Consider the following 23,659-nt stretch of genomic DNA (forward strand, 5'->3'; position numbering starts at 1 on the left):
GCTCACATGCGCTCCGGCGCCGACAGTCCGAGAATGCGCAGCCCGGCGGCAATGCCGAGCTGCGAGGCGCGCGCCAGCACGAGCCGCGCGTTGGTGATGGCCTCGGGCTCACCGAGGACATGATGCTTGTGGTACCAGGTGTGCGCGGCGCGTGCCGTTTCGAGCAGCCACCCGGCAATGCGGTGCGGTTCGAGGTTGTCTGCCGCGCCCTTCACCATGGCGGGAAAATCGAGCAGCTGCTTCACGAGCTCCTGCTCGGCCGGCTCCTTGAGCACGCCCAGATCCACACCATCGCCGGTGACGGTCGCGGCCTGGATTTCGCCCACGCGGAAGATGCCGCACATGCGGGCGTGCGCCATCTGGATGTAGTACACCGGGTTCTCTTCCGACTGGCTGCGCGCGAGGTCCACGTCGAACACGAGCTGGGAGTCGCCCTTGCGCATGAGGTAGAAGTAGCGCACGGCATCGCGTCCCACCTCGTCGATGAGATCGCGCACGGTGACGTACGACCCGGCGCGCTTGGAGATCTTCACCTCCTCGCCGCCCTTCATGACCGTCACCATCTGGTGCAGCACGTAGTCGGGGTATCCCTGCGGAATGCCAATGCCCAGCGCCTGCAGCCCGGCGCGTACCCGGGTGGTGGTGCTGTGATGGTCGGCCCCCTGCACATTGATGGCGCGGGTGTACCCACGCTCCCACTTGGTCACATGGTACGCCACGTCGGGGACGAAGTACGTGTAATCGCCCCCCTTGGCCGCGCTCTTCTTCATCACGCGGTCCTTGTCGTCCCCGAAGGTGGTGGTGCGCAGGAACAGCGCGCCGTCTTCCTCGAACGTGTGGCCGCTGGCCTTGAGCGCCTCGACGGTCTGCTCCACGCGCCCGTCGGTGTAGAGCGAACTTTCGAGGTAGTACGTGTCGAACTTCACGCCGAACGCCTGCAGGTCGAGGTCCTGCTCGTGACGCAGCGCCGCCACCGCGAACTGCCGCAGCGCATCGAGGTCGTTGCCGTCACGGTCGTCGGGGTGCTGCTGCACGTAGCGCTCGGCGATCTCGGCGATGTACGCGCCGTGATACCCGCCCTCGGGAATCGCGAGCGGGTGTCCGGCGAGCTCCCGTACGCGGGCCTGCGTGCTCTTCGCCAGATTGGCGATCTGCGCGCCGGCATCGTTGTAGTAGAACTCGCGATCGACCTTCCAGCCCGTCCACTCGAGCAGCGTGCTGATGGCGTCGCCGAGAGCGGCCTGCCGGCCGTGGCCCACGTGGAGCGGCCCGGTGGGATTGGCCGACACGAATTCCACGCACACCCGCCGCTGGTGGCCGATGTCGAGGCGGCCCCACTGCTCCGGCGCCGCCAGGATCTGCAGGAGCCCGCGCGCCTGATAGCCGGGATCGAGACGGCTGTTGATGAACCCCGGGCCGGCAATCTCCGCCGACACGATGCCCACACGTGGCCGATCGAGCGCCGCGATGAGGGCCTCGGCAATGTCGCGCGGCTTCTTGCCGAGCGGCTTGGCCAGGGTCATGGCCAAGGTGGTGGCCCAGTCGCCGAACGCCGGATCACGCGGCCGCTCGAGGATGGGGGAAACGTCGTCGGGCGCACCGAGAGTGCGCGCCGCGCGCGCGAGTTCGGCGCGCAGGGCGTCGGCGTGGGTCACGTGGTGGTCAGAAGGAGAAAAACGGCACACGGCCGCCGTGCACGGTCCGGTGCACGACCGCCGTGATCAGTCGGCCTTGGGCGCCGAGGGGGCCGAGGGCGCCGCCGGCTTGGCGTCGCTCTTGGACTCGCTCTTGGTGTCGCTCTTGGTCTCACTGGACGACGCGGGACGCTGATCCTTCTTGCCGTCCTTGCCGTAGTCGGTGATGTAGAACCCGGATCCCTTGAACAGCAGCCCGGCACCACCCGAGATGATGCGCGTGGCCACGCTGCCGTCCTCGAGGGTGACGGCATCAGGGACTTCGCTGATCTTGTAGATCCGCTCGATGACGGAACCGTCGGGCGCGCGAAATTCGTAAGTTGGCATGGCTACGAAAGTTGGCTGAGGTCAAACAGCCTCTAAAGGTAGCCAGTTCGGGGAACGGGTTCAACGGCTGGCGGCGTCAGGATACGAGCAGTGTGGAGGCCCCGGGTGTGTAGGTAACCGTGAGGCGGGTGAGGTTGCTCGTACGCTGGGGCGACGACGGGAGATTGTTGCCCGCGCTGTCGAACAGCGCCCCGTGGTTGGGGCACCGGAAACTGGCGCCGTTGACCACGTTGATGCGTGTTCCGGCATGCGGACAGATCATCGAGAAGGCCGAGAAGCTGGTGGCACTCGTGCGGACGACGGCCACGGGCGTGGTGTTGAGAGTGCCCACGCTCCCCGCCACCCCGCCCACATTGGCCAGCGCCGGCCATGCGCTCAGGGTGACCACCAGCCCGAGCGGGGTGATGGTGAGGCTGACAGTCAGGGTGCGTGACGACACACCAGTCGCGGAAATGGTCACCTGGGCCGTGTACGTGCCGGCAGCGAGGCCGGTGGCCGTGCCACGCAACGTGACCACGGCCGGGGTCGTCGTGGCACTCAGCGCCACGGTCAGCCAGCCAGTGGCACTACCCGGACCGTACGCGATCTGGGCGCTGAGTCCGGTGAGGGCGCCCCCCCCGGCCGTACTGACCTGGACGACCTGCAGATCGCTTTGGCTGCCCACTGGCAGGGAGAGCGCGACCGTGGCGGCCGACAGCACCAGACTGGCCGGGCTTCCCGCGCTCTGAACCACCAGCACCACGGCCACCGATCGCGCACCGCTACTGTTCCCCGGGGCATTCAGCGTGACGCTGGCGCTGTAGGTGCCTGCGGGCAGGGTGCCTCGGCGCGCGGACAGCGTGAGGGTGGCGGGCGCAGTCGCAGCCGAGAGCTGTACGGTGAGCCAGCCGGTGGGCTGGTTGGCGGCATAGGCGACATCGGCCGTGAGCGAGGTCAGGACGCCCCCGCCGGTGTTGCTGATGGTCACCGTCTGCGCGGCGGGATCGGCCGCAGCCGTGGTGGTGGTCGTGAACGCGAGCGAGGCGGCGCTGACCGTGAGCGCCGGAGGCAGCGGAGCCCCTCCCACCAGGAGAGTGCCGTCGGCGTTGAGCCGGACGCCCACGGCGGCGAGGTCGGCCGTGCCCTGGCCGGATAGCCACACGCCGTCCGCGTCGAACACCGCCCCGTGGTTGGGACAGCGGAAGCCGCCCGGTTCGACGGTCACGATGGTGCCGCGGTGCGGACAGCTCAGGGACCAGGCGCGATACTGCGCGGTCGCCCTCCGCTCCACCAGCACGGGTGCCGAGAGGCCCCGCTGCACCACCGTGCGTCCGCCCACCGTCTGGAGGGCCGTGACCTGCCGCGGGTCGACGATGAACGGCTCGTCCGGGAACGGGGGAATCGTTTCCGGTCCGCCAATCACACCGTCGCCGCACGCCGTGACCAGGGCGCCCAGCGACAGGACCGAGGCTGACGCCAGGAACTGCCGACGGTCGACCCTGCCGCAGCCGGCGCAGCCACCGACCGGGGAATCCGACGTGTCCAACAGAAGCGATGCGCGGTCGTGCGGCAGCGTCATGGGAGCACCGGGTTGAATCGTGGCGGCAAAGCGGTGACGGGGGTGGAATGATGTCCCCATCTCCTCCCGACGCCTACGGCGGCACACCGCGGAACGTGCCCCACCTTGGCGAGGGGCCCCCGATCGTGCGCGCCACGGCTCGCGTGGTGACGCGTGGCCCGCTCGATCCGGTCGGATGGGGCAAGATACCACCAGGGCGTGTGGCCGGCTTGCCGCACCCAGGGCATCCCACGGTGCCGGCGTGGGGGTCGGGTTGCGGGTCGCGCGGACGCCACGGTCATGCGCTGCGGTTTCCGGCGGGCCCTGCCCCGGCGCCCCCGTCCGCCCTCAGGCGGGCGGCGGTCCGAGTTGCCCGCGAATCTCGCCCGCGGGGAACTGCGACGAGTGCACGTTCACGTAGCCCTGACCGTTGCGGAGCAACGACGACAGGGAGTCGAGGGAGATGGGCGGCTGACCGCCCACCCCGCGAATGTCCGCCGCCGTGAATGATCCCGTCAGGACACCACTCGTGCCGGTCAGCGGCGTCCGCATGAGGTCAACCAGAATGCCCGCGTTGTTGTTGGGGCCGGCGGGTCCGTGGATGTGCATGCCGGTCGGGTTGCTGGCGATACCCTGGTAGGTCACCACGTAGTTCATGCTCGCACCGCTCCGCGTGAAGACCGCGGCCCCATTGGCGGAGCTGCTCACCGGGTTCGGGCGCTCATTGGCGCCGTTCATCTGCGTGAAGAGCGCGCTGGCGATCACATTGACCGTGCCCGTCATTCCGGCGTGCAAGGTGCAGGCGTACGGATACGTCCCGAGTGTTTCGAACACGCGCTGCGCCGATGTGCCCGAGGTCACGCCGATATTGCCCGGGGCGCCGGTCGCCTGGAAGATCACGTTGTGGCTGATGCCGCCGAACGTCCACGTGACGGTGCCCCCCTGCGCCACATTGATGGTGGGCGGCGTGAACAGGTTGGCATCCGTGGCCTGCACCGTCGCGGCAGATGCCGCAGCCACCGGTGCCGTGACGGTCACGTTGGTCGCGGCGGTTGCCGTGACCCCATCGCGCGTGAGTGACGTGGAGATCACCGCCGCCCCGGGTGCCACGGCGGTGAGCGACCCGCTCGCGTCCACCAGCACCTTCGTGCGATCACTCGTGGAGAACGTGGCGCCCGTCGTACCGGCCATGGGATTCCCGCGACCATCACGCGCCGTGACCGTGAGGGGACTCGTGGCCCCGATCGCCATGCTGGCAGCGCCGACCGTGGCGGTGACGCGTGCAAACCGTTGGGCCACGTCGATCGCCACCGTGCCGCGGGCGCTGCCGCTGGTCGCGGTGATGGTGGCGCTGCCGTTACCGGTCGCCGTGACCGTGGCCGTCGTGCCGCTGCCGGCCACGGTCGCGACGCTCGCATCACTGGTGGTCCACGCGACCGTCGCCCCCGCGATGCTCGCGCCCTTCGTGTCGGCCACAGCGGCGGTGAGCCCGCGCGTGTCTCCCACGCTCACCATGGGGCCGCTGGAGGCGGCGGTAACGCTCACGGTTGCCAGCACGGGCGCCGACGTGGTGGTTCCCTCACCGCCGCCGCCGCACGCCGCGGCGAGGCCGGTGAGGACGACGGCGCACGAGCGCGCGGCCTGCGAAACTGGTGACGGCATCCCGACCTCTCCGGTTGAGTGGAAGCGTGACGCATCATGCGTCGAGCCGGCGTACAGACCGGATGACCGGGCGGACTATTCCCGATCAGCGGCGATCACCGGATGACGGCCGAGAGGCGCCCGACCCGTACCCAGGCCTCGAGCGCCTCGAGCGCCGTCCCGAACCGCCGCTCGGGATCGGGGTGCATCATGCGCTCCACGAGCGCCAGCAACTCGGCGTGCCTCGGCGACGCCCCCGGGCGTCGCGGGACCGGGGGCGGCGCCGCGTGCCCGTGCTGGTGGACGGGCGTATCGACGCTGACGCCGTCGGCGAACCCCGACGACGACGGCGAACCCGCCAGCTTGCTGCCCAGCAGCTCGAGGGGAGACTGCGACGCGAAGGGCGTGTGTCCGGTGAGGCATTCGAACAGCACCACCCCGGTCGCGTAGAGGTCCGACGCGGGGCCGGGCGCTCCGCCGATGAGCAGCTCGGGCGCCATGTACTCCGGGGCGCCCGTGCGGGCACCGCCAATGGCCCGGTGCGGCGCGTCGGCGGTGTCCGCCCGGTGCACCCGTCGAGCGCCGTATCCCGCACCCGTAATGTCAAGCTTCACGACGCCGGCGCGTGACACCAGCACCCGGCGCGACGTGATGCCGCCGTGCGTCACCGGGGCCGCGTGCAACGCGGCCAGGCCGCGCAACAGCTGTCGGGCAAGAGCCGCGACATTCGCAGCCTCCAGCGCGCCGTGCCGAGCCAGCAATTGCCCCAGCGAGACGCCGTCCACGAACTCGAGACTGACGAAACGGGTCCCCTCCGCCTCGCCGATGTCGACAACGCGAACGACATGCCGATGCGCCACCCGCGGAAACCCGCGCGCCTCCGCCACGTCGGCGCCCCCCGAGCCGTCGCTGCGGTCGTGCGCGTCGAACCCGCCGGAGCGCAGGAGACGCAGCGCCACGACGTCCCCACGCGCGATGTCCCGGGCGCGAAAGAGGACGCCCGCCTCTCCGCGCCCGAGTTCCTCGTCGAGCCGATACCGCTGCGCAACGTGCATCCCCGGTCGCCACATGGTGCCGCGCGTTGCCGCGTGGCGAAAGGCCAGCGTGCGCGCCCCCGTCGTAGGGCGGAGCGGCATGTCGGTGCCGCCCACCGGAAGCGCGGCAAGCATCGTGCGCAGCACGTCCTGATCATTGGCTTCGATGACGAGGGCGTCGATGGCAGCCGACAGGGCCTCCACCTCGGCAGAGGCATACGGCGCTCTCAGGCGTTCCGGCTCGGCCATGCCGTCCGAGGCGCCGCCCTGCTCCACCACGTGCCGCACCTGCGCCGTCATCGCCGACACGGGATGGGCCACCGCGCGCGACGTGAGCCACGCCGCACCGAACGCCCCCAGCAGCCCGATCACGGCCGCCAGGAGCAGCGATTCCCGAACCGGTCCCAGGCTCGCGAGGGCCTCTTCGGTCGCCTGCAGCACCACGTACCCGCCAACGGGAGTTCCGCCGGCCGTGGCGAGGATGCTGCGATGCAGCATCCAGGTCTGCCGGGCGTGCACCACCTCCTGGTGGGCGCGCGTGCCCGCGGCCGGGGCGGCGGAGACCGCGCGCACCACGGCGCCGCGAAGCGCCGTGTCGCCAGCCAGACTGGTGGCAGCCACGCGCGCGCGCCCCTCGCCGTCGAGCACGAAGAACATCAGCGCCTGATTGGTGGCGAGCGCAATGTCGGCCGCCGTCAGGCTGTCGAGCACCCGGGTCGCGACCAGTACGCCAAAGGGCCGACCTCCCGGAGCAGCAATGGGAACGGCCGTGGCCTGAAAGAGCAACGAGTCCCCCGACCCGCCGAAGCCGGTGGTGATCTGCCCGCGGAGTGCCGCCGATACGAGGGGAACGCGCGCCATGGGCTCGCCAAACGCCGAGGGCTCGTCCGACTTGGCGATGAGATTGCCGGTGTCGTCGGTAATGAACACCCACGACGCCTCGAGCTGCTCGGCGGCTTCGAACGTCTGATCGAGAATGTCATCGCGTCGGCGTTCGGCGACGAGTGTGCGGAAGTACGGGCCCTGCACGAACACCCGCGCCCCGCCGCCGAGACTGCGGCCGCGGCCGGCAAGCAGCTGGGCAACCAGATCGGCCGACTGCTCGAGCGACTGGCGCGCCGAGTTCCGCGCGGCGCGTCGCGCACCCGCGGTGGCCACGCCAAGCACGATCGCGAGCAGGACCACCACCAACCCGGCGGTACCGGTGAACACACGCCACGACAAGCGGTGCCATGGCAGGGACACGACACGACGCGCGACCACGACTCAGTACCGGTCGGCCCGGGTTGCCGTATAGGGCTGACCGAACTTGTTGCCGTGGGCCTTGGCCACGTACCCGCGCGCATCGAGGGCCACCGTGAGCACGACGCCGTCGCCGGTGACGCGCACCGTCTCGACATGCTCGGCCGCGCGCTCGTGCCACACGCGCAGCATCCACGTACCCGGCGGCACGTCGCCAATCTCGAACGACCCGTTGGCACGGGCACGCGTCACATAGGGCGTGCGAACGGCGACCACGTAATTCACCATGCGCGCGTGGATGTTGCAGTACACCGCATACACGCCCGGCGCGTTGAAGGTGGCGGACCGCGTCTTGCCGGACCGGTACAGGCCGAGGTCGAAGGCCCCCAGCGCGGAGTTGGAGAAGACGTTGTGACTGAACGGATCCTGATTGGGATACGCCACGCTGCCGCCGACGCCGATGAGCTGCACGTGCGGCTCGAACTCGCGCCGTCGCATGCCCACCGTGGCCCTGTCCATCCACGTCGGGCGTTTCGCCGTGGCCGCCTCGCCTTCCAGTGCGACGATCACGTCGGTCAGGTCGGCCGACGGGGCACCAGCGCGCTCGATGAGCCGCACCTGGCCCCGCACCGAGGCCTGCGCACCCAGCGGCGCGTGGGCGGCGGCACCCGCCCATGCGCCCACGACGACCAGCGACAGGCGACCTGACCACCGCACGATGACGCGACGCATCAAAGGTCCACTCCGAAGGCGAGATTCCAATGCTGCGCGCGCCAGAGCCCATCGGCGTAGCGCGTGCGAAGGCGCCGGTACTCGAGACTCACGAACAGCGGCATGGCCGGGCGCCAGGTGGTGTGCAGGGCGCAGACGCCGTTACGTCGGCGGTCCGCGCCGGCACCGTGGACCCGATCCGTGCCGCACCCCATTCCGTGCACCAGCGAGGGGTGCCATTGGCCGTTGAGCTGCAGCCATCCGGCCGTGCCGGTGAGCGGGGGGCCGGTCCCTCCTGCCGGCACCCCCAGGGTCCCGAAGTTCTGACCGATGCCGCCACCGCCGAGCCCGCGCACCAGCGCCCCGCGGTACGCCTCGCCGCGCACCTCCACCCCGTGGCCGAGAGCGGCGTGCACGTCGGCCGCGATGGCCCAACTCCGCAGCGTGTTTGCTGGCGCGGTGCGCAGCCATGCCGCATGTGCCCCCACGCCGATTTCCATGCCCGAGGTCCACACGGCCTGGGCAGCGCGCTCGTCGAGGTCGGTGCCGTGCCGCAGGCGGACTCGAGATTGGAGAGCCGGACGGCCGCTCGCCTGGCCGAGGTCCGCGCCACCGCTCGTGGCGCCCAGCGGGCGTTCCGACGCGTTGGGTGACAGGACCGCCCCCTGTGCCGCCATGGCCCACTCACCGCGCGTGGCGAGCGTGCGGGTGACCCGGAGCTGGGGCAACCAGTTCCAGAGATTTCCCGCGGCAGCGAACAGGGGAATTGCCACGCCGGCGGTACTCACGGGGTTGAGGTCAGCAATGAGCGGGGTCTCCATGCCAAGGAGCACCTCCGTCCGCGGCCACACGAGGAAGACCCGCGCCGTCCGCAACCGAGGCTCCGGAAAGAGCGGCGGCGACGCATCGAGCGCGCGGGCGAAGAAGTCCAGCTCGAAGTCGGCGAGCAACGTGGCCCCGGCCACGCTGTCCATGCTCGCACTGCCCCCGAGTAACGCCTGTCGCATGGACATGCCGAACACCTGCGGCCGCGCGTTGCCGCCACCGGCAGCCCGTGCCGGCGTCGCGAACACCGGGATCTCGGCGGCGGATACCCCTCCGCGGGTTCCCGAGGCATGGACCACGAGCCGCGCGGACAGATCGAGTTGGAGCCGCGAGCGCAGCCGCACGCCGCTGGCCGCCTCGGTCGCGACCTGCTGCTGGAGCAGCGTCAGCGCCGAATCGGTCCGTGCCAATCGGGCCGCAAGCGAATCGAGGGTCCGCTGCCACCGGTCGTGGGCGGTGCTGTCCCGCTGTTGCGCGGACGTCACCGACGGCCACGCCCCGGACAGCGCGAGCACGACCAGCCGCGATATCCAGACGGCCCGGGATGCGGTCGTCACCAAGCGGCCGGCGCCGGCGCGCATCGTCCCGGCGCGACACGCGCGCGGAGTCGTCGGGGGGGCAAACACGCCACCAATAGGCACGCCGCATGGCCGCTTGGCAATGCGGGCCACGCGCCGCGGGACGCATGGCCGATGGGCTCATGGCTGACGGGACGTCCCCACACGATCGGTGGGCGTCGGTGACCGCTGCCACGCGCGCAACTGTTCGAAGGTGGCCGGCCCCATGAGCACGGACGCCCCGCCCGGGATGCGCCACGCCACCAAGCGGAGGGAATCGGCCCGTGTGCCCACCACCACCCCGTCGAGGTCGCGGAGCACCCCGGGTGCATGGAGAAGGACCCCATCCGGCACCGCGAACTGGACCAGCAGCCGCCCCTCATGGCGATACGCCAGCGCGCCGACCAGCTCCCCCCACGCGGAGGTGGTCCACACGGCCTCAAGATCGAGGGCGGGGTGCGCGATGGGCACGACGGCCATCCCGAGGGCGCGACGTACGGCGTCAAGGTCGCGGTCGCGCCCTGGTAGCGGGTCGGTGAGCGCGTGCCAGCGCACCGCCAGCGAGTCGAGGAGCGGAGCCTCGCCGAGTGCCACCGGTGCCGCCACGCCGCCGGCCGCCGTGTCGGTAGGCAACGCCGGCGTGGGTTCGCGCCGCATCAGGCCCGCCCAGCACAGCAGCAGGAGCCCCCCCGCTGGCGCGACCCACCGCCAGCGCGCGCCGAGCCAGGCGGCCACCGACCAGACCGGTGGCGCGACCGCCGATGCAGGGACAGGGGCGTTGGCGATGGACTGCCTGATGCGCGTGTGCAACGCCGCTGACGCGACGGGTCCACCCATCTGCCCAAGACTTGCCGCCAGCTGCCGCTGCAGCGCAACCTCGCGGGCACAACGGCGGCACACGGCCAGATGCGCCTCCACCTGCGCCGCCGTTTCCGGGGGCAGTTCGCCGTCCAGGAAGGCGGCCAGCAGCGTCGCCAGCACGTCGTGCTGCTCGGCCACACGGTGCGGTTCGTACGGCACCCGGTTGGGTGCCGCCCCCTGCGCATGCTCGCTCATGATGACCTCGGCATGCGGCGGCTGCCGCGAGCCGCCTGCGCCCCCAACGCCCACTCGCGACCGCGTTCGGCAATCACCGCCGCGAGCAAACGTCGGCCGCGGGACATCCGACTCATGATGGTGCCGATCGGGGCACCCACCGTGTCGGCAATCTCGGCGTAGGTGAAGCCTTCGATGTCGTGCAACTCGACGGCGATGGCGAAGTCGTCCGGGATGGCCCCAAGGGCCGCCCGCAGCACCTCGCGATCGAGGCGCGTGATCAGCTCGTCGAACACGGACTCGCCGCTGCTGGCCACCAGCGACTCGTGGACATCGTCGAGTCGCGAGATGGGCAACAGGCGGGCACGGCGGGTCTGGCGCTCGGCCGATTCACTCAGCACCGAACGCAGGATGCGATAGAGCCAGGCGCGCACACTGCCGGGATCCCGCAATTCGTCGAACGCGGCCCACGCCTTCACGCAGGTGTCCTGCACCGCGTCCTCGGCATCCACCAGCGTGGCAGTGCGACGCGCCGCAAAGCCCAACAAACGGTCGAGGTGCGGGAGGACGAGGGCCTCGTACGCCCGCTGGCGGTCGTCGATCGTGACGTGGAGTGGCGTGGGCATGCCGTGGGAGAGGGACCGAGGGGCAAAAGTATTCCTGGCGTCCTCCCGTGGCGAGGATACGCGCTTTACACCGGCCGACCGGGGGCCGCAGTTTGGGCCCATGACCGTCATCCTGCGCTTCCTCGCCGCCGCCCTCGCCGGGGCCCTGCTCGCCCCTGCAGTTCGCGCCCAGTCCCACCCCGGCGGTGCCCTCACCGGCCCGGGCGTATCGGTCAGGTTGGCCGAACAGCGCCGTGCGCTGCTTCGCGATGTCCGCTACGATCTCCGGTTGACGGTCAGCGATGGGGACACGGCGTCCGGCCGGGTCACGGTCCACTTCACGACGCGTCGGCGAGGGGCGGTCATCCTCGATTTCCGCGGCCTGAGCCTCGGCGACGCCCAGGTGAACGGCGCCGTCTGGCGCGACGCGCCCCTGGCATGGAACCGGCACCATCTCACGGTACCCGCGTCGCTGGTGCGGCTGGGACGCAACACGGTGGCACTTTCTTTTTCCACCCCCGTCGCCAGTGCCGGTGCGGCCATCATCCGCACGCGCGATGCGTCGGACAGCAGCACCTATCTGTACACGCTGCTCGTGCCCTCCGACGCGCACCTGCTCTTCCCCAGCTTCGACCAGCCCGACCTCAAGGCACGGCTCACCCTGCAGCTCACCACGCCGGCGGCGTGGACGGCGCTGGCCAATGGCGCGCTGGTGCGCCGGGACCGTGGGGCCACGGGCGTGACCCATGTCTTTGCCCCCACGCAGCCGCTGAGCACGTACCTCATGGCGTTTGCCGCCGGCCCCTGGCAGCGCTTCACCCGAACCGAGGTCATTGCGCCGGGGGCCGCAGCAGTGCCGACGTCGCTGTACGTGCGTCGCTCACGGGCGGCCGAGGCGGAAGCGGACACCCTGCTGGCCATGAATGCGCGTGCGCTGCGTTGGCTGGGACAGTACTTCGGGGTGCCCTATGCCTTCGACAAGTACGACGCCCTGCTGGCCCCGGCGTTTCCGTTCGGCGGCATGGAGCATCCCGGGGCCGTGTTCTACAACGAGGAGAGCTTCATCTACCGGGAGCGTCCCACCACGTCGCAGCTGTTGGGGCGGCAGGCCACGACGTTTCACGAAGTGGCCCACCAGTGGTTCGGCGACTACGTGACGATGCGCTGGTTCGATGACCTCTGGCTCAAGGAGGGGTTTGCCACGTTCATGGCCGCGCGCATGCAGGCCGACCTGGAACCGACGTCGAACGCGTGGAAGACGTTCTACCTGCGCAACAAGCCGACCGCGTACGGCACCGACGCCACGGCGGGGACGACGCCGGTGTGGCAGGCGCTGGGCAACCTGGATCAGGCCAAGAGCAACTACGGGCCCATCGTGTACAACAAGGCGCCGGCGGTGCTGCGGCAGCTCGAGTACCTGGTGGGCGAACGGGCCTTTCAGCGCGGCGTGCAGCAGTTCCTGCGCCGCCACGCCTACGGGAATGCGACGTGGCCGGCGTTGCTGCAGGCCATTGGCGGCGCCGCCGGGCGTGACCTGGGTGAGTGGGGGCGGCAGTGGATGCTGCGTCCCGGCATGCCGGTCATCACGCAGCAGCTCGAGGTGCGCGGCGGCCGGATCACGCGCTTGCGGCTGGTGCAGCGCGCAGCGCAACCGGCGCTGAGTGGTCCCGGTGGCTGGCCACTCAAGGTGCAGGTTCGCCTGCATTACGCCGATGCGCCGGCGGTGCACCTGCCGGTGGAGTTGCGCGGCGCGAGCACCGAGGTGACGGCGGCGATCGGGCGCCCGGCCCCGGCGTTCGTGTTCGCGAATGAGGGCGATTACGGGTACGCCATCGTGCTCCCCGACAGCGCGAGCGTGACGTGGATGGAACAGCATATCGCGGACGTGTCCGACGATTTCCTGCGCGCCATGCTGTGGGGGGCGTTGTGGGACCTCGTGCGGGAAGGCGAGCTCTCCCCGGAGCGTTTTGCGCGCCTGGCCATGCGGGCCCTGCCGGGGGAACGCGACGAACAGCTCGCGGGGTCGCTCGTGGGACGTCTTGTCACCAGTGTGACGCGGTATGCGGCGCCCTCGCTCCGGGCCTCGCTCCAGCCGGCGGTGGAGCGGCAGCTGCTGGCGGGGGCGCTCGACACCGGCCGCAGCTATGGCACGCGCAAGAGTCATCTGGATGCCTTTATCGGCATGGCGCAGCGGGACGGTGCGCTGCAGCAGCTGCGCCAGTGGTTGGCGAGCGACAGCGCGGCGGGGCTGGTGCTGCGCGCCCCGACGCGATGGGCCATGGTGACGCGATTGGTCGCGAGTGGCAGCCCGGACGCCGATTCGCTGCTCGCGGCGGAACGGGGGCGCGATGGCACCACCGAAGGGCAGCGGCTGGCGTTCGTGGCGGGCGCCGCGGCCCCGGACAGCGCGACCAAGCAGCAGTACTTCGACCGCTGGTTCCGGGACGGGTCGCTGAACGAGGAGTGGGTGACCTCGAGCCTGCGCGCCTTTCACGAGGGGGAGCAGCAGCGGCTCACCCGGCGCTACCTGGTGCCGGCGCTGGATACGCTGCGGTGGATCCAGGGGAATCGCCGCATCTTTTTTTTGGGAAGCTGGCTCGCGTCCACTCTGGGCGGGCAGAGCGAGCGGGAGGCGCTGGCGATCGTGGACGGCTGGCTGGCGCGGGCCCCCGGGCTGCCGACCGACCTGCGCCAGAAGGTGCTGCAGGCGCGTGACGAGCTGGAGCGTACGGTGCGCATCCGCGGGCGGTACGGCGACGCGGGGTAACGGGGCACCGCTGACGGCCCGAAAAGTCGGATAACCTGGTCGTATCCGGAGGTGGCCGTTGGTTGTGAAACGGCTCCGTCACATCTGGCGGGATTCGTTTTGGGCGGTAGCTTCGCGATGTCCCATTCCCCAACCGTCCAATCACCCCGCGATGCCTTTCGTCTGCCGCAGGTCCGTGATCGCTGGTCACGACATTCCCCGAGCCGTCCGTCCGTGTCTGGTCGGACGTTCGCGTTCCGTCCGATTCCCCTCCATCGGAGGCCGTTCATGAGCAGGTTGCAGAGACTCCTGGCGGCGGTGGCACTCGTTGCCGCCGTGCCCTTCAGCGCCCACGCGCAAACCCGTGACGTGACCGGCAAGGTCACCATGACGGGGACCGGTACCCCCCTGCCCGATATCACGGTTGGCATCGTCGGCCAACAGGTGGGTGTGCGCACGAACGAACGCGGCGAATACCGGATTCGTGTGGCGCAGGGTGAGGTCAGCCTGCTGGCGCGTGGCCTCGGCTACAAGCGTCAGACCATTCGTCTGGCTGCCAACGAGAATACGGCAAACTTCACGCTCGAGAAGGACGTCCTCCAACTGGAAGGTGTGACGGTCACGGGTGCGGCCACCACGACCGATCGGCGCGTGGCGGCCACGGCGGTGGCCACGGTGAACGCGGCCGAACTGAACCGGGTGCCCGCCCGCTCGCTTGAAGGCAACCTGGCCGGCAAGGTGGCCGGCGCCCGCATCTCCGACAACAGCGGCGCGCCGGGTGGTGGTGCGCAGATCCAGATCCGCGGCGCCACGTCGGTGCTCGGGCAGGGTGACCCGCTGTACGTGGTGGACGGTGTGATCATCTCGAACGCCGGCATTTCGTCGGGCGCCTCGGCGATCACGCGCGCGGGTGGCACGACGGGGTCGAATCAGGACCAGGTGGTGAACCGTCTGGCCGATCTCAATCCGAACGACATCGAGAACATCGAAGTGCTGAAGTCGGCGGCGGCGACGGCCATTTATGGCTCGCGCGCCACGAACGGCGTGGTGGTGATCACCACCAAGAAGGGTGCCTCCGGGCAGACCCGCTGGAACGTGACCCAGCGTGTGGGTACGCAGCAGCTGATGCGCTCCCTCGGCCATCGTCAGTATGCGACGCTCAACGATGTGCTGCCGTGGGTGGACGGCCCGGTGGGCGCAGCCGCGGCGCGCGAAGTGTGCACGCCGAACTGCACCAACTACGACTGGCAGGGTGAGCTGTACGGCCGTACCGATCCGTCGTACGAAACGCTGCTGTCGGCCTCGGGCGGCGCGGGGAACACGCGTTACTTCGCGTCGCTGAACGATCGTCAGGAGTCGGGCATCATGATCAACACCGGCGCGCGCCGCACCGGTGGTCGCATCAACCTCGACCAGACGATCAACAGCAAGCTGACCGCCAGCATGGGGCTCGACGTCACGCGCAACTTCCTGCAGCGCGGCATCGGCAACAACAACAACGCGGGCGTGAGCCCCACGTACACGTTCGGCTACACGCCGGCGATCGTGGACCTCAATCGCCGCCTCGAGAACGGCCGCTACCCGATCATGCCGTTCGACGGTGGTGGGGCGGGCACGGCGAACCCGTTCGAGGTGCTGCGGGCGATCCAGAGTGACGAAACGGTCTTCCGTCAGGCGGGCAACCTGCGCCTCAACTACTCGGCGCTCTCGACGGCCCGTCACAGTGTGCAGATCACGTCGCTCATGGGCTTCGACCGCTTCCAGCAGGAAGGCGTGCAATACTCGCCGAACTTCCTGCAGTTCGAGCCGGCCGACGGTTTCCTCGGCACGGCCGGCCAGAACAACGTGTCCAGCCTCCAGACCAACTCGGGGCTCAACGCCGTGTGGACGTGGACGCCGGGGTCGAGCTGGCTGACGTCGCTCACGACCTCGGTGGGTGGTACGTACGAGCGCCAGAAGCAGGAAGTCTACCGCATTCGCGGCCGCGGCCTGCTGCCCACGCGCCGCACGGCGGCGGGCGCGCAGGACATCGCGACGGAAGACACGCGCACGGAGTTCCGCGACCAGTCGTACTACATCAACGAACAGGCGCTCTTCTTCGACGAAAAGCTGGCGCTCAATGCCGGCTTCCGCGCCGACCGTTCCAGCGCGAACGGCGACCGGGAGCGGTACTACATTTTCCCGAAGTACTCCGGTTCATACCGGTTCGTGAATCCGATCACCGACAAGATCGACGAGATCAAGCTGCGCGGCGCCTGGGGTCAGTCGGGGAACCGCCCCCGCTACGGCGATCGTGACCTGCTGTATGCCGACGGTGGCCTCATTGGCGGGCAGGGCTCGCTGGTGTCGGCGGGTCTGATCGGCAACACGGCCATCCGTCCGGAAGTGATGAACGAGCTGGAGTTCGGTTTCGACGCTTCGTTCCTCAAGTCGCGCCTGGCCTTCGAGTTCACGCGCTACCAGCGCAAGATCACCGACCTGCTGCTCACCTTCCCGCTCGCGCCGTCGTCGGGCCTCGGGAACCAGATCATCAACGGCGGCCAGCTGTCCGTGCTCGGCAACGAAGCGGTGGTGTCACTCATTCCGATCCGCAAGGGCAAGTTCGAGTGGGCGAGCCGCATCATCTACAACGCCAACGTGCAGTACACGAACGACATTCCAGTGCCGGCCTTCCCGGTGCCGGGTTCGTTCGGCGCGGCCTACGGCCGCAACCGCATCACGGCGAACACCCGCTCCACGTACATCTGGTCGAACGCGCCGCTCCGCCTCAACCCCACGACGGGGGCGCGGACCGTGGCCGACACGATCACGTACGACAGCAATCCGATCCACATCACCACGTTCAACAACGACTTCACGTTCGGCCGCTTCACGGTGTCAGCGCTGCTCGACTGGCGTGCCGGCGGTGCGGTGTCGAACATGACGAACAACTTGTGGGACGAAGGCGGCAACTCCCGTGACTTCGACGCCCCGGCCCCGGCCCGCATCATCGAGGCCACGGCCAACCAGCCCGGGTCGGCCGATTGCGGGACGCGCACGCTTGGTGCCTGCCGGGCCTTCACGTTCAACGGCGGCGATACGCGGCCGTACATGCAGAACGGGTCGTACGTGAAGCTTCGCGAAATCACGCTCAATTACGACGCGCCGGAGTCGTGGGCCAAGAAGGTGCCGGGTGCCCGCTCGCTGCGCTTCAACGTGAGCGGCCGCAACCTCATGATGTGGACCGACTACTGGGGCTTCGACCCCGAGTTCAACAACTTCGGCAACGTGAACTTCAACCGGTTCATCGACCTGGCGCCGTTCCCGCCCAGCCGGCAGTTCTTCCTCAGCGTCGATCTGGGGTTCTAAGCCATGTCGACTTCATTCACCAAGAGCGCATCGCGCATGAGCACCACTTCCCTGCGCGCCGTGGGCGCGCTGTCGCTGGCTTCCCTCACGCTGACCGCGTGCAGCCGGGACACGCTGGAAATCACGAACCCGAATACCCCGTCCATCGCTGGTGCCAGCGCCGACCCGCAGGCGCTGCAGTTGCTGGCCACCGGCCTGCTGCGGCAGAACCGCAACAGCCGCGGCGGGTTCATCACCGAGACGGGGCGCTTCGGACGCGAGGCGTACGTGTACACGCCGCAGGAAGGGCGCAACACGTCGGCCTACCTCATCGGCATCTCGGGGCAGAACCGCCTCGACCCGGCCGGCTTCGCGGTAGGGAGCTGGGGCGGCCCCTACGGCAACCTGCGTGACATCTTCAACTTCAAGAACACGGTCACGGCCTCCACGCTGTCTGAGACCGAGAAGCGCGCCGCGTTGGGCTTTGCCCGGACCATGGAGGCGATGGAACTGCTCACGGTCATCTCTACCCGTGACACCATCGGCGCCGTGGTACAGATCAACGCAGACGCTGCGGTGCTGGCGCCGTTCGTCTCGCGTGATTCCACGTACCGCTACATCCTGAACACGTTCGACGCCGCGGTGACCGACCTCACGGCGGGTGGGAACGCCTTCCCGTTCGCCCTGCACTCGGGCTACGCGGGCTTCAACACGCCGGCCACGTTCGTGCGTTTCAACCGGGCCATGGCTGCTCGCGCGGCCGCGTACCACGCCACCTCGGGCGGCGGCACGGCAGCGTGGACGCGCGCTCGACAGGCGCTCGATGCGTCGTTCATCAACATCACGGCCAACAACGCGGCCGCGTACAACGTGGGGGTCTCTCTCCCCTACTCCGCCGCGCCGGACGTGACCAACCCGCTTGCGGCGGCAACGAACACGGACTTGTACGCGCACATGTCCATCGATGCCGACGCGCCGCTCAAGCCCGACGGCACGAAGGACAACCGTTTCCTGGCCAAGATCGGTCCGCGTCCGCCGCGCGGTGCCCCGGCAGGACTGGGCATTTCGTCGTCGCTCGGCTTCCAGATCTATCCCGCGATCAACAGCTCGATTCCGATCATCCGCAACGAGGAGCTCATTCTCCTGCGGGCCGAAATCCTGCTGGCGACTGGTGACAAGGCGGGGGCGATCGCGATGATCAACAACATCCGCGTGAACTCGGGCGGCCTGGCGCCGACGACGCTGACGGCGAGCTCGCCGGATGCCGACATCATCACCGAGATCCTCGTGCAGAAGCGCTACTCGCTGCTGCTCGAGGGGCACCGCTGGATCGACATGCGCCGGTACGGGCGTCTGGACCAGCTGCCGCGTGACATTACGACCGGCGTAAACGCGCACTTCGTGGCGCGTGTGCAGCCGCTGCCGCAGGCCGAGTGCCTGCAGCGTATTGGTCAGACGGGTCCGCTCGCTGGCCCCGGGTGCTGACCATCGCCCGCCGCTGGTGAACAAGACAACGGCCCCGCACACCATGTGTGCGGGGCCGTTGTGCGTTGCGCGGTTCGCGTAATGCGGCGCGGCGGGGAACGGCACCACGGACATCACCAGCGGGATCGCAGAGCGCACGCGCCTGTGCCTACCAGCAGCCTCCCCGATAGCCCCCGATGGCGGTCAGTACCCGTCGCGCGTCCACACGGCCACAACGCCACAGCGACGGTCAACGCCGCTGAACTGCGGGGGCACGGTGGCAGCGCCGGCATACACCTCGATTCCGGCGATCTGCTTGGGTGGCGGGAGCAGATCGAGATTGAAGTACCGCGGCAAGATGATGCCGTCGAGCAGCACCTGCATGGGGCAGTACTGCTGCTGCTGGTTGCCATCGAACCCACCGCCTTCGCGGCGTGAGTACACCTGGGTGCCTCCGAAGGCCTGCGTGGTGTTCACCGACACTTCCACCCCCCGCATGTAGCGGAGGAAGTCGGACGTTTGCAGCGAAGCGCGGCGCTCGATTTCGGCCTGCGTGATGAACTGCCCCTGCGCCTGCTGTCGTCGACGGTCGAAGTCGACCATGCGCATGGTCAGTCGCTCGCCGCGTACGCGCACCGTGTCGAGCATGCGATTCGAGCGGGTAAGCGTATATGCGAGGCGCAGCGTGTCGTTCGACGGCACGTCGATGACGCCGGAGGTAGGCGCGTACCCGATGCGACGCACGACCAGCAGGTACTGGCCGGGTGTGACCTGCACCATGCGGAAACGGCCGTTGGCACCGGTCACGACCCGCGCGCCGGTCCCGACGATCGTCACATCGGCCGCGTTGAGGGGCACCAGCAACGTGTCCGTCACCGTGCCGTCGATGACGCCGAGCTGGGCGACAGGACCGGCCGCATTGCGATCGGCCGCCTCACGACGGGCGCGGTCGAGTACGGTCTGCTTTTCCTGAGCGGTGAGCGGGGCTGCAAGGCTCACCGCGCACAGGACGGCAGCCAGTGCCAGCGGACGGACACGCGCGGCACGGCGCGCCGGAATCGGCGAGGGGAAAGCGGTCAGCATACCGGAAAACTACTGGCGCTCCCCGTCGAGGGGGATGGCGCAGCCACGACGGAACAGCGCCAGGTCAGCGCTTGGTCAGATCCCCGCAGGCCACGATGACTCCCATGGCGGCGGCAGCGTCGTGAATGTTCACGTAGTACGACGCGCTGTCGGCCAGGGGAACGGGAATGGTCGCCGTCCCGCTGGCCTGCCCTTTGGCATCCACCGCGAGCGGCGTGTAGGCCCGCCCCCCTCCCACCACGCCTCCCGATTGCCGGCAACTGCCGGTGTGCACGTGCCACGGCCGCGTGGCCCCGGGAGTGTCGCCGTCGAGCGTCACCGTGACCAGCGTGCCGGTTCCGTCGGCGGTGGGCTTGGCCGTGGCGGCGCCGGTGACCTTGCGCCCCTCACGCCCCGTGAGGCGAGCCGCCCACTCCGTGCGGGTGCGCTCCCACCGGTCGGCCCGTCGCGCGGACCCGCGCGATACCGTGGCGGCCTCGAGCATGGACGAGGTGGCCACAGCCACGAGTGCCAGGGTGCCGGCGGCGGAGAGTACGCGCATGAGGGGCTCGCGAAGTGTGAAACGTGAAACAGTCAGGGACGACGGCGGGTCCAGTGCGGCTGCGTAGACGACGGCGGTGCCCGGCGCGGCTTGGGCGGCGGGAGGGGACGCCCCCGGCCCGTATAGTTGGTGGAGCGCGCGTCGAGCACGAAAATGAGCGCCACGGCAAACAGCGCCACGGCAAAGCCCAGCACCAGCAAGCGGGTACGGAATTGCCGATCGTCGATGTACAGCGAGCCCACCAGCAGGGGCATGGCCACCAGAAACAGGCGGATCATGCGCCGATCGAAATCACTGGGGACGATCTTGGTGCCACGGGGCGCCAGCTTGAGCCGGTATTCGGCCTCCGCCGCGAGCGCAAAGAAGCCGTCTTCGAGGCGGCGAAACCACACCAGCGGGTTGAGGGAGCGTCGCACCGGACGAGACGTCATGACAGGTGAACGACGATCCGGCCTTGCCGGATCCCGCCGCGTTGCGGGGCGTGCACGGTGCCGGACTCGTCAGCTGCGCTCGACAATGCGATCGATGAGGAAGCTCGACTGGACCAGCGCCTCGGCGGTGAAATCGCCGAAGAAGGCGCGGACCTCACCGAATAGCTGGCTGAAGCGTTCCTGGTCGCCCCCGGCGAGCACCTCGGCAAGCTCGGCCACGGCCCGGCCGTAGGCGGCGGTGATCCCGGTAGTGGCCGGGTTCCGCATTTCGATGGGACCGTACAACGCGGGATCCTGCGCGAAGTGCCGCGCCGCCACGTACAGCTCGAGCAGATAGGCCGGTGAGGTGAACGGCAGCGTTTCGCTGAGCGGCAGCCCGAGTCGGGCCAGCGTGAGCCCCTGGACCTGGGTCTGGAAGTGGGTCAGCACCTGCACCACCGACATGATGCGGTCGTGGTGCTCGGCGGTGGTTTCCGTAATCACCAGGCCCCGGGCGGCGAGCATGGAGGCGAGCCAATCGGCCCAGGCGTCGCCGCGGCCGCGACAGAGCACGACGCGCTGCCCCTGCAGCGTGTGCACGTTGGGACCGAACATGGGGTGCGTGCCCACCACGCTCGCCGCGGTGCTCTCCAGCATGGCCTGCATGGGCGCCGCCTTGATGCTGGTCACATCCATGAGCAGCCCCGTGGCCGGGACGTGCGGTCCCACCGCCCGCACCACGGCCTCGGTCTGGTCAATGGGGACGCTGATCACGGTCACCTCGGCGGCCGCCGCGGCTTCCTCGGCCCGCAGTACCGTATCCCGGTCAACGACCAGCGGCTGGTGACCGAGATCGCCAAAGAGGCGCACCAGCACCCGTCCGATCTTGCCGTGCCCCCCGATGACCGCCACCGTGCGCGGGGCCGCCCCCGACGGCACCTCGGCGCGCAGTGCCGCCTGCTGATCACGGCTGGAACGCAGGAGCACACGAAAGATCGACTCGATCTCACCGGGCGGGAGCCCCAACTCCACCGCCCGATCGTGCCGATCCTGCAGCACCTCCTGCTCCCGCAGCGGATCCCGAATGCGAATACCGTGCTGCCGCTTCCAGGCCGCCACTTCTCCCACGAGCGCCATGCGTCGGGCGAGGATCTGGAGCAGGTCGCGATCGAGCGCGTCGATCATGGCCCGCACCACGGCCAACGGGCGCGGCGGCGCCGCGTCGCCCTGCGCGGCGCCGTGGCGCTCCCCGCCGGTTTCGCCGTGGTGTGACACGGTCAATGCGCCGACGGCTGGTAGCGGCCCCACGCCGTCTCCAGCGTGTCGGCAATCTCTCCCACCGATGCGCGCACGCGCACGGCGTCGATGATGCGCGGCATGAGTTCGGCGCGGGTACCGACGTGATCGGGCAGGTACTGCGGGGCCGCCTCGGCGATGCGGGCGAGTGCCTGCTGCACGGCACCGTTGTCTCGTACCGCCCGAACCGCCGCCAGGCGCGCCACCTGATCACGCTCGAGGGCACTGAAATCCGGCGCGGGAATGATGGGCGGCTCCTGTCCGTCCCCGTACTTGTTGACCCCGACCACGACGGTCTCGCCCGCCTCGACGCGCAGCTGATACTCGTACGCACTGCGGCCGATCTCTTCCTGGAAGAAGCCGGCGCGAATGGCCTCGGCGGCACCGCCGAGCTCGTGCACCCGCTCCAGCAGCGCCACGGCGAGCTCTTCGATGCTGTTGGTGAGCTGCTCCACGTACCAGCTGCCCGCCAGCGGATCCACCGTTTGCGCCACTCCCGACTCGTAGCCGACGATCTGCTGGGTGCGCAGCGCCAGCGTGGCGGCTTCCGCCGTGGGGAGCGCCAGCGCCTCATCGTAGCCGTTGGTGTGCAGCGACTGCGTGCCGCCAAGTGTCGCCGCCAGCGCCTGGATGGTGACGCGCACGATGTTGTTGTGCGGCTGCTGCGCCTGCAGCGTCACGCCGCCCGTTTGCGTGTGGAAACGCAGGCGGCAGCTCGCGTCGTTGGCACCGAATCGATCGCGCATGAGGCGCGCCCAGAGCCGGCGCGCGGCGCGGAACTTGGCGACTTCCTCGAACAGGTCGTTGTGCGCGGCGAAGAAGAACGACAGACGCGGCGCGAACGAGTCGACCGCGAGTCCGGCCTCCACGGCCTGCTGCACGTAGGCCAGGGCGTCGGCGAAGGTGAACGCCACTTCCTGCACCGCCGTGGCGCCCGCTTCGCGGATGTGATAGCCGCTGATGGAGATGGGATTCCACTGCGGCACTTCGGCGGCGCAGAACCGGAACATCTCCGCCGTGAGCGCGAGCGACGGCGCCGGCGGATAGATGTACGTGCCGCGCGCGATGTACTCCTTGAGGATGTCGTTCTGCACCGTACCCGAAAGCTGGTCACGGCGGATGCCGCGCTCCTCCGCGACGACGATGTACATGGCCAGCAGCGTGGACGCCGTGGCGTTGATCGTCATGCTCGTGGAGACCTTGTCGAGCGGAATGCCGTCGAGCAGCACGTGCATGTCTTCGACGGTGTCGATGGCCACACCGACACGCCCCACCTCACCCATCGCCCGCGGCGTGCCGGAGTCGATGCCCATCTGGGTGGGAAGGTCGAAGGCCACCGACAAACCGGTCTGACCGGCATCGAGGAGCAGCCGGAACCGTTCGTTGGTGGCCTTGGCGGTCCCGAACCCGGCATACTGCCGCATGGTCCAGAGCCGACCGCGGTACATGGTGGGTTGAACGCCACGGGTGAACGGGAACTGGCCCGGGTCACCCAGGTCGCGCGCGTAGTCGAGATTGACGGTGTCCGGTCGGACAACCGCCGGAATGGGGATACCGGATGGGGAGAGACGTTCGGTCATCTCC

General features: G+C 69.4%; 17 protein-coding genes. 3 read left to right on the forward strand and 14 right to left on the reverse strand.

The window, feature by feature from the left end; all coding sequences use genetic code 11:
• Positions 1-2: 2 nt before the first annotated feature.
• From argS to LW840_RS07655, 9 genes are all read right to left on the reverse strand, one after another.
• Entirely contained in the window at positions 3-1,655 is a 1,653-nt protein-coding gene (gene argS, locus LW840_RS07615) for an arginine--tRNA ligase (protein WP_291276745.1), read from the reverse strand.
• A gap of 66 nt (positions 1,656-1,721) precedes the next feature.
• Positions 1,722-2,021, reverse strand: coding sequence for a hypothetical protein (locus LW840_RS07620; protein WP_291261595.1), 300 nt, complete (start codon positions 2,019-2,021; stop codon positions 1,722-1,724).
• A 76-nt stretch (positions 2,022-2,097) separates the two neighbouring features.
• On the reverse strand, positions 2,098-3,579 hold the full coding sequence (locus tag LW840_RS07625) for a Rieske 2Fe-2S domain-containing protein (RefSeq protein WP_291268102.1): 1,482 nt from the start codon (positions 3,577-3,579) through the stop codon (positions 2,098-2,100).
• A gap of 327 nt (positions 3,580-3,906) precedes the next feature.
• The gene (locus LW840_RS07630; RefSeq protein WP_291276746.1) at positions 3,907-5,220 is read right to left on the reverse strand and encodes a CHRD domain-containing protein; all 1,314 of its coding nucleotides are present in this window, start codon (positions 5,218-5,220) and stop codon (positions 3,907-3,909) included.
• Between the two features lie 95 nt (positions 5,221-5,315).
• Positions 5,316-7,478 carry a protein kinase gene (locus LW840_RS07635; protein WP_291268100.1) on the reverse strand — a complete coding sequence of 721 codons (2,163 nt, stop codon included), beginning with the start codon at positions 7,476-7,478 and terminating at the stop codon, positions 5,316-5,318.
• 21 nt (positions 7,479-7,499) lie between these two features.
• On the reverse strand, positions 7,500-8,207 hold the full coding sequence (locus LW840_RS07640; RefSeq protein WP_291268099.1) for a hypothetical protein: 708 nt from the start codon (positions 8,205-8,207) through the stop codon (positions 7,500-7,502).
• Entirely contained in the window at positions 8,207-9,568 is a 1,362-nt protein-coding gene (locus LW840_RS07645; protein ID WP_291269855.1) for a hypothetical protein, read from the reverse strand. The genes LW840_RS07640 and LW840_RS07645 overlap by 1 nt, the downstream gene beginning before the upstream one ends.
• 141 nt (positions 9,569-9,709) lie before the next feature.
• Entirely contained in the window at positions 9,710-10,624 is a 915-nt protein-coding gene (locus LW840_RS07650; protein WP_291268097.1) for a zf-HC2 domain-containing protein, read from the reverse strand.
• Positions 10,621-11,229, reverse strand: a complete 609-nt coding sequence (locus LW840_RS07655; RefSeq protein ID WP_291261588.1) for a sigma-70 family RNA polymerase sigma factor — start codon at positions 11,227-11,229, stop codon at positions 10,621-10,623. The genes LW840_RS07650 and LW840_RS07655 overlap by 4 nt, the downstream gene beginning before the upstream one ends.
• A 100-nt stretch (positions 11,230-11,329) precedes the next feature.
• On the opposite strand from LW840_RS07655, the gene LW840_RS07660 reads away from it, so the two are divergent.
• The 3 genes from LW840_RS07660 (at position 11,330) to LW840_RS07670 (ending at position 18,766) form a co-directional block, all read left to right on the forward strand.
• Entirely contained in the window at positions 11,330-13,975 is a 2,646-nt protein-coding gene (locus LW840_RS07660; RefSeq protein WP_291276747.1) for a M1 family aminopeptidase, read from the forward strand.
• Positions 13,976-14,251: 276 nt separating this feature from the next.
• Entirely contained in the window at positions 14,252-17,302 is a 3,051-nt protein-coding gene (locus tag LW840_RS07665; RefSeq protein WP_291276748.1) for a SusC/RagA family TonB-linked outer membrane protein, read from the forward strand.
• A gap of 36 nt (positions 17,303-17,338) precedes the next feature.
• Positions 17,339-18,766, forward strand: a complete 1,428-nt coding sequence (locus LW840_RS07670; protein ID WP_291267615.1) for a RagB/SusD family nutrient uptake outer membrane protein — start codon at positions 17,339-17,341, stop codon at positions 18,764-18,766.
• A 183-nt stretch (positions 18,767-18,949) separates the two neighbouring features.
• Here the strand turns inward: LW840_RS07670 and LW840_RS07675 are convergent, their stop codons facing one another.
• From LW840_RS07675 to LW840_RS07695, 5 genes are all read right to left on the reverse strand, one after another.
• Positions 18,950-19,828: a carboxypeptidase regulatory-like domain-containing protein gene (locus LW840_RS07675; RefSeq protein ID WP_291267614.1), complete on the reverse strand. Its 879-nt coding sequence runs from the start codon at positions 19,826-19,828 to the stop codon at positions 18,950-18,952.
• A 64-nt stretch (positions 19,829-19,892) separates the two neighbouring features.
• Positions 19,893-20,369: a hypothetical protein gene (locus tag LW840_RS07680; RefSeq protein WP_291269898.1), complete on the reverse strand. Its 477-nt coding sequence runs from the start codon at positions 20,367-20,369 to the stop codon at positions 19,893-19,895.
• Positions 20,370-20,401: 32 nt separating this feature from the next.
• Positions 20,402-20,800, reverse strand: a complete 399-nt coding sequence (locus tag LW840_RS07685; protein ID WP_291276749.1) for a hypothetical protein — start codon at positions 20,798-20,800, stop codon at positions 20,402-20,404.
• Positions 20,801-20,869: 69 nt separating this feature from the next.
• A complete protein-coding gene (gene tyrA / locus LW840_RS07690) occupies positions 20,870-22,054 on the reverse strand; it encodes a bifunctional chorismate mutase/prephenate dehydrogenase (protein WP_291276750.1) in 1,185 nt (394 codons plus the stop codon).
• 2 nt (positions 22,055-22,056) lie between these two features.
• Positions 22,057-23,655 (reverse strand): methylmalonyl-CoA mutase family protein, encoded by a 1,599-nt coding sequence (locus LW840_RS07695; protein ID WP_291273584.1) that lies wholly within the window; start codon positions 23,653-23,655, stop codon positions 22,057-22,059.
• Positions 23,656-23,659 lie beyond the last annotated feature (4 nt).

The sequence above is a fragment of the Gemmatimonas sp. genome, assembly GCF_021298855.1.
Taxonomy (GTDB): domain Bacteria; phylum Gemmatimonadota; class Gemmatimonadetes; order Gemmatimonadales; family Gemmatimonadaceae; genus Gemmatimonas.

Excerpts from the sequence above, each read along its gene's own strand:
- LW840_RS07620 (WP_291261595.1), bottom strand. The coding sequence starts at position 2,021 with ATGCCAACTTACGAATTTCGCGCGCCCGACGGTTCCGTCATCGAGCGG.
- LW840_RS07625 (WP_291268102.1), bottom strand. The coding sequence starts at position 3,579 with ATGACGCTGCCGCACGACCGCGCATCGCTTCTGTTGGACACGTCGGAT.
- LW840_RS07630 (WP_291276746.1), bottom strand. The coding sequence starts at position 5,220 with ATGCCGTCACCAGTTTCGCAGGCCGCGCGCTCGTGCGCCGTCGTCCTC.
- LW840_RS07640 (WP_291268099.1), bottom strand. The coding sequence starts at position 8,207 with ATGCGTCGCGTCATCGTGCGGTGGTCAGGTCGCCTGTCGCTGGTCGTC.
- LW840_RS07650 (WP_291268097.1), bottom strand. The coding sequence starts at position 10,624 with ATGAGCGAGCATGCGCAGGGGGCGGCACCCAACCGGGTGCCGTACGAA.
- LW840_RS07655 (WP_291261588.1), bottom strand. The coding sequence starts at position 11,229 with ATGCCCACGCCACTCCACGTCACGATCGACGACCGCCAGCGGGCGTAC.
- LW840_RS07660 (WP_291276747.1), top strand. The coding sequence starts at position 11,330 with ATGACCGTCATCCTGCGCTTCCTCGCCGCCGCCCTCGCCGGGGCCCTG.
- LW840_RS07670 (WP_291267615.1), top strand. The coding sequence starts at position 17,339 with ATGAGCACCACTTCCCTGCGCGCCGTGGGCGCGCTGTCGCTGGCTTCC.
- LW840_RS07675 (WP_291267614.1), bottom strand. The coding sequence starts at position 19,828 with ATGCTGACCGCTTTCCCCTCGCCGATTCCGGCGCGCCGTGCCGCGCGT.
- LW840_RS07680 (WP_291269898.1), bottom strand. The coding sequence starts at position 20,369 with ATGCGCGTACTCTCCGCCGCCGGCACCCTGGCACTCGTGGCTGTGGCC.
- LW840_RS07685 (WP_291276749.1), bottom strand. The coding sequence starts at position 20,800 with ATGACGTCTCGTCCGGTGCGACGCTCCCTCAACCCGCTGGTGTGGTTT.
- LW840_RS07695 (WP_291273584.1), bottom strand. The coding sequence starts at position 23,655 with ATGACCGAACGTCTCTCCCCATCCGGTATCCCCATTCCGGCGGTTGTC.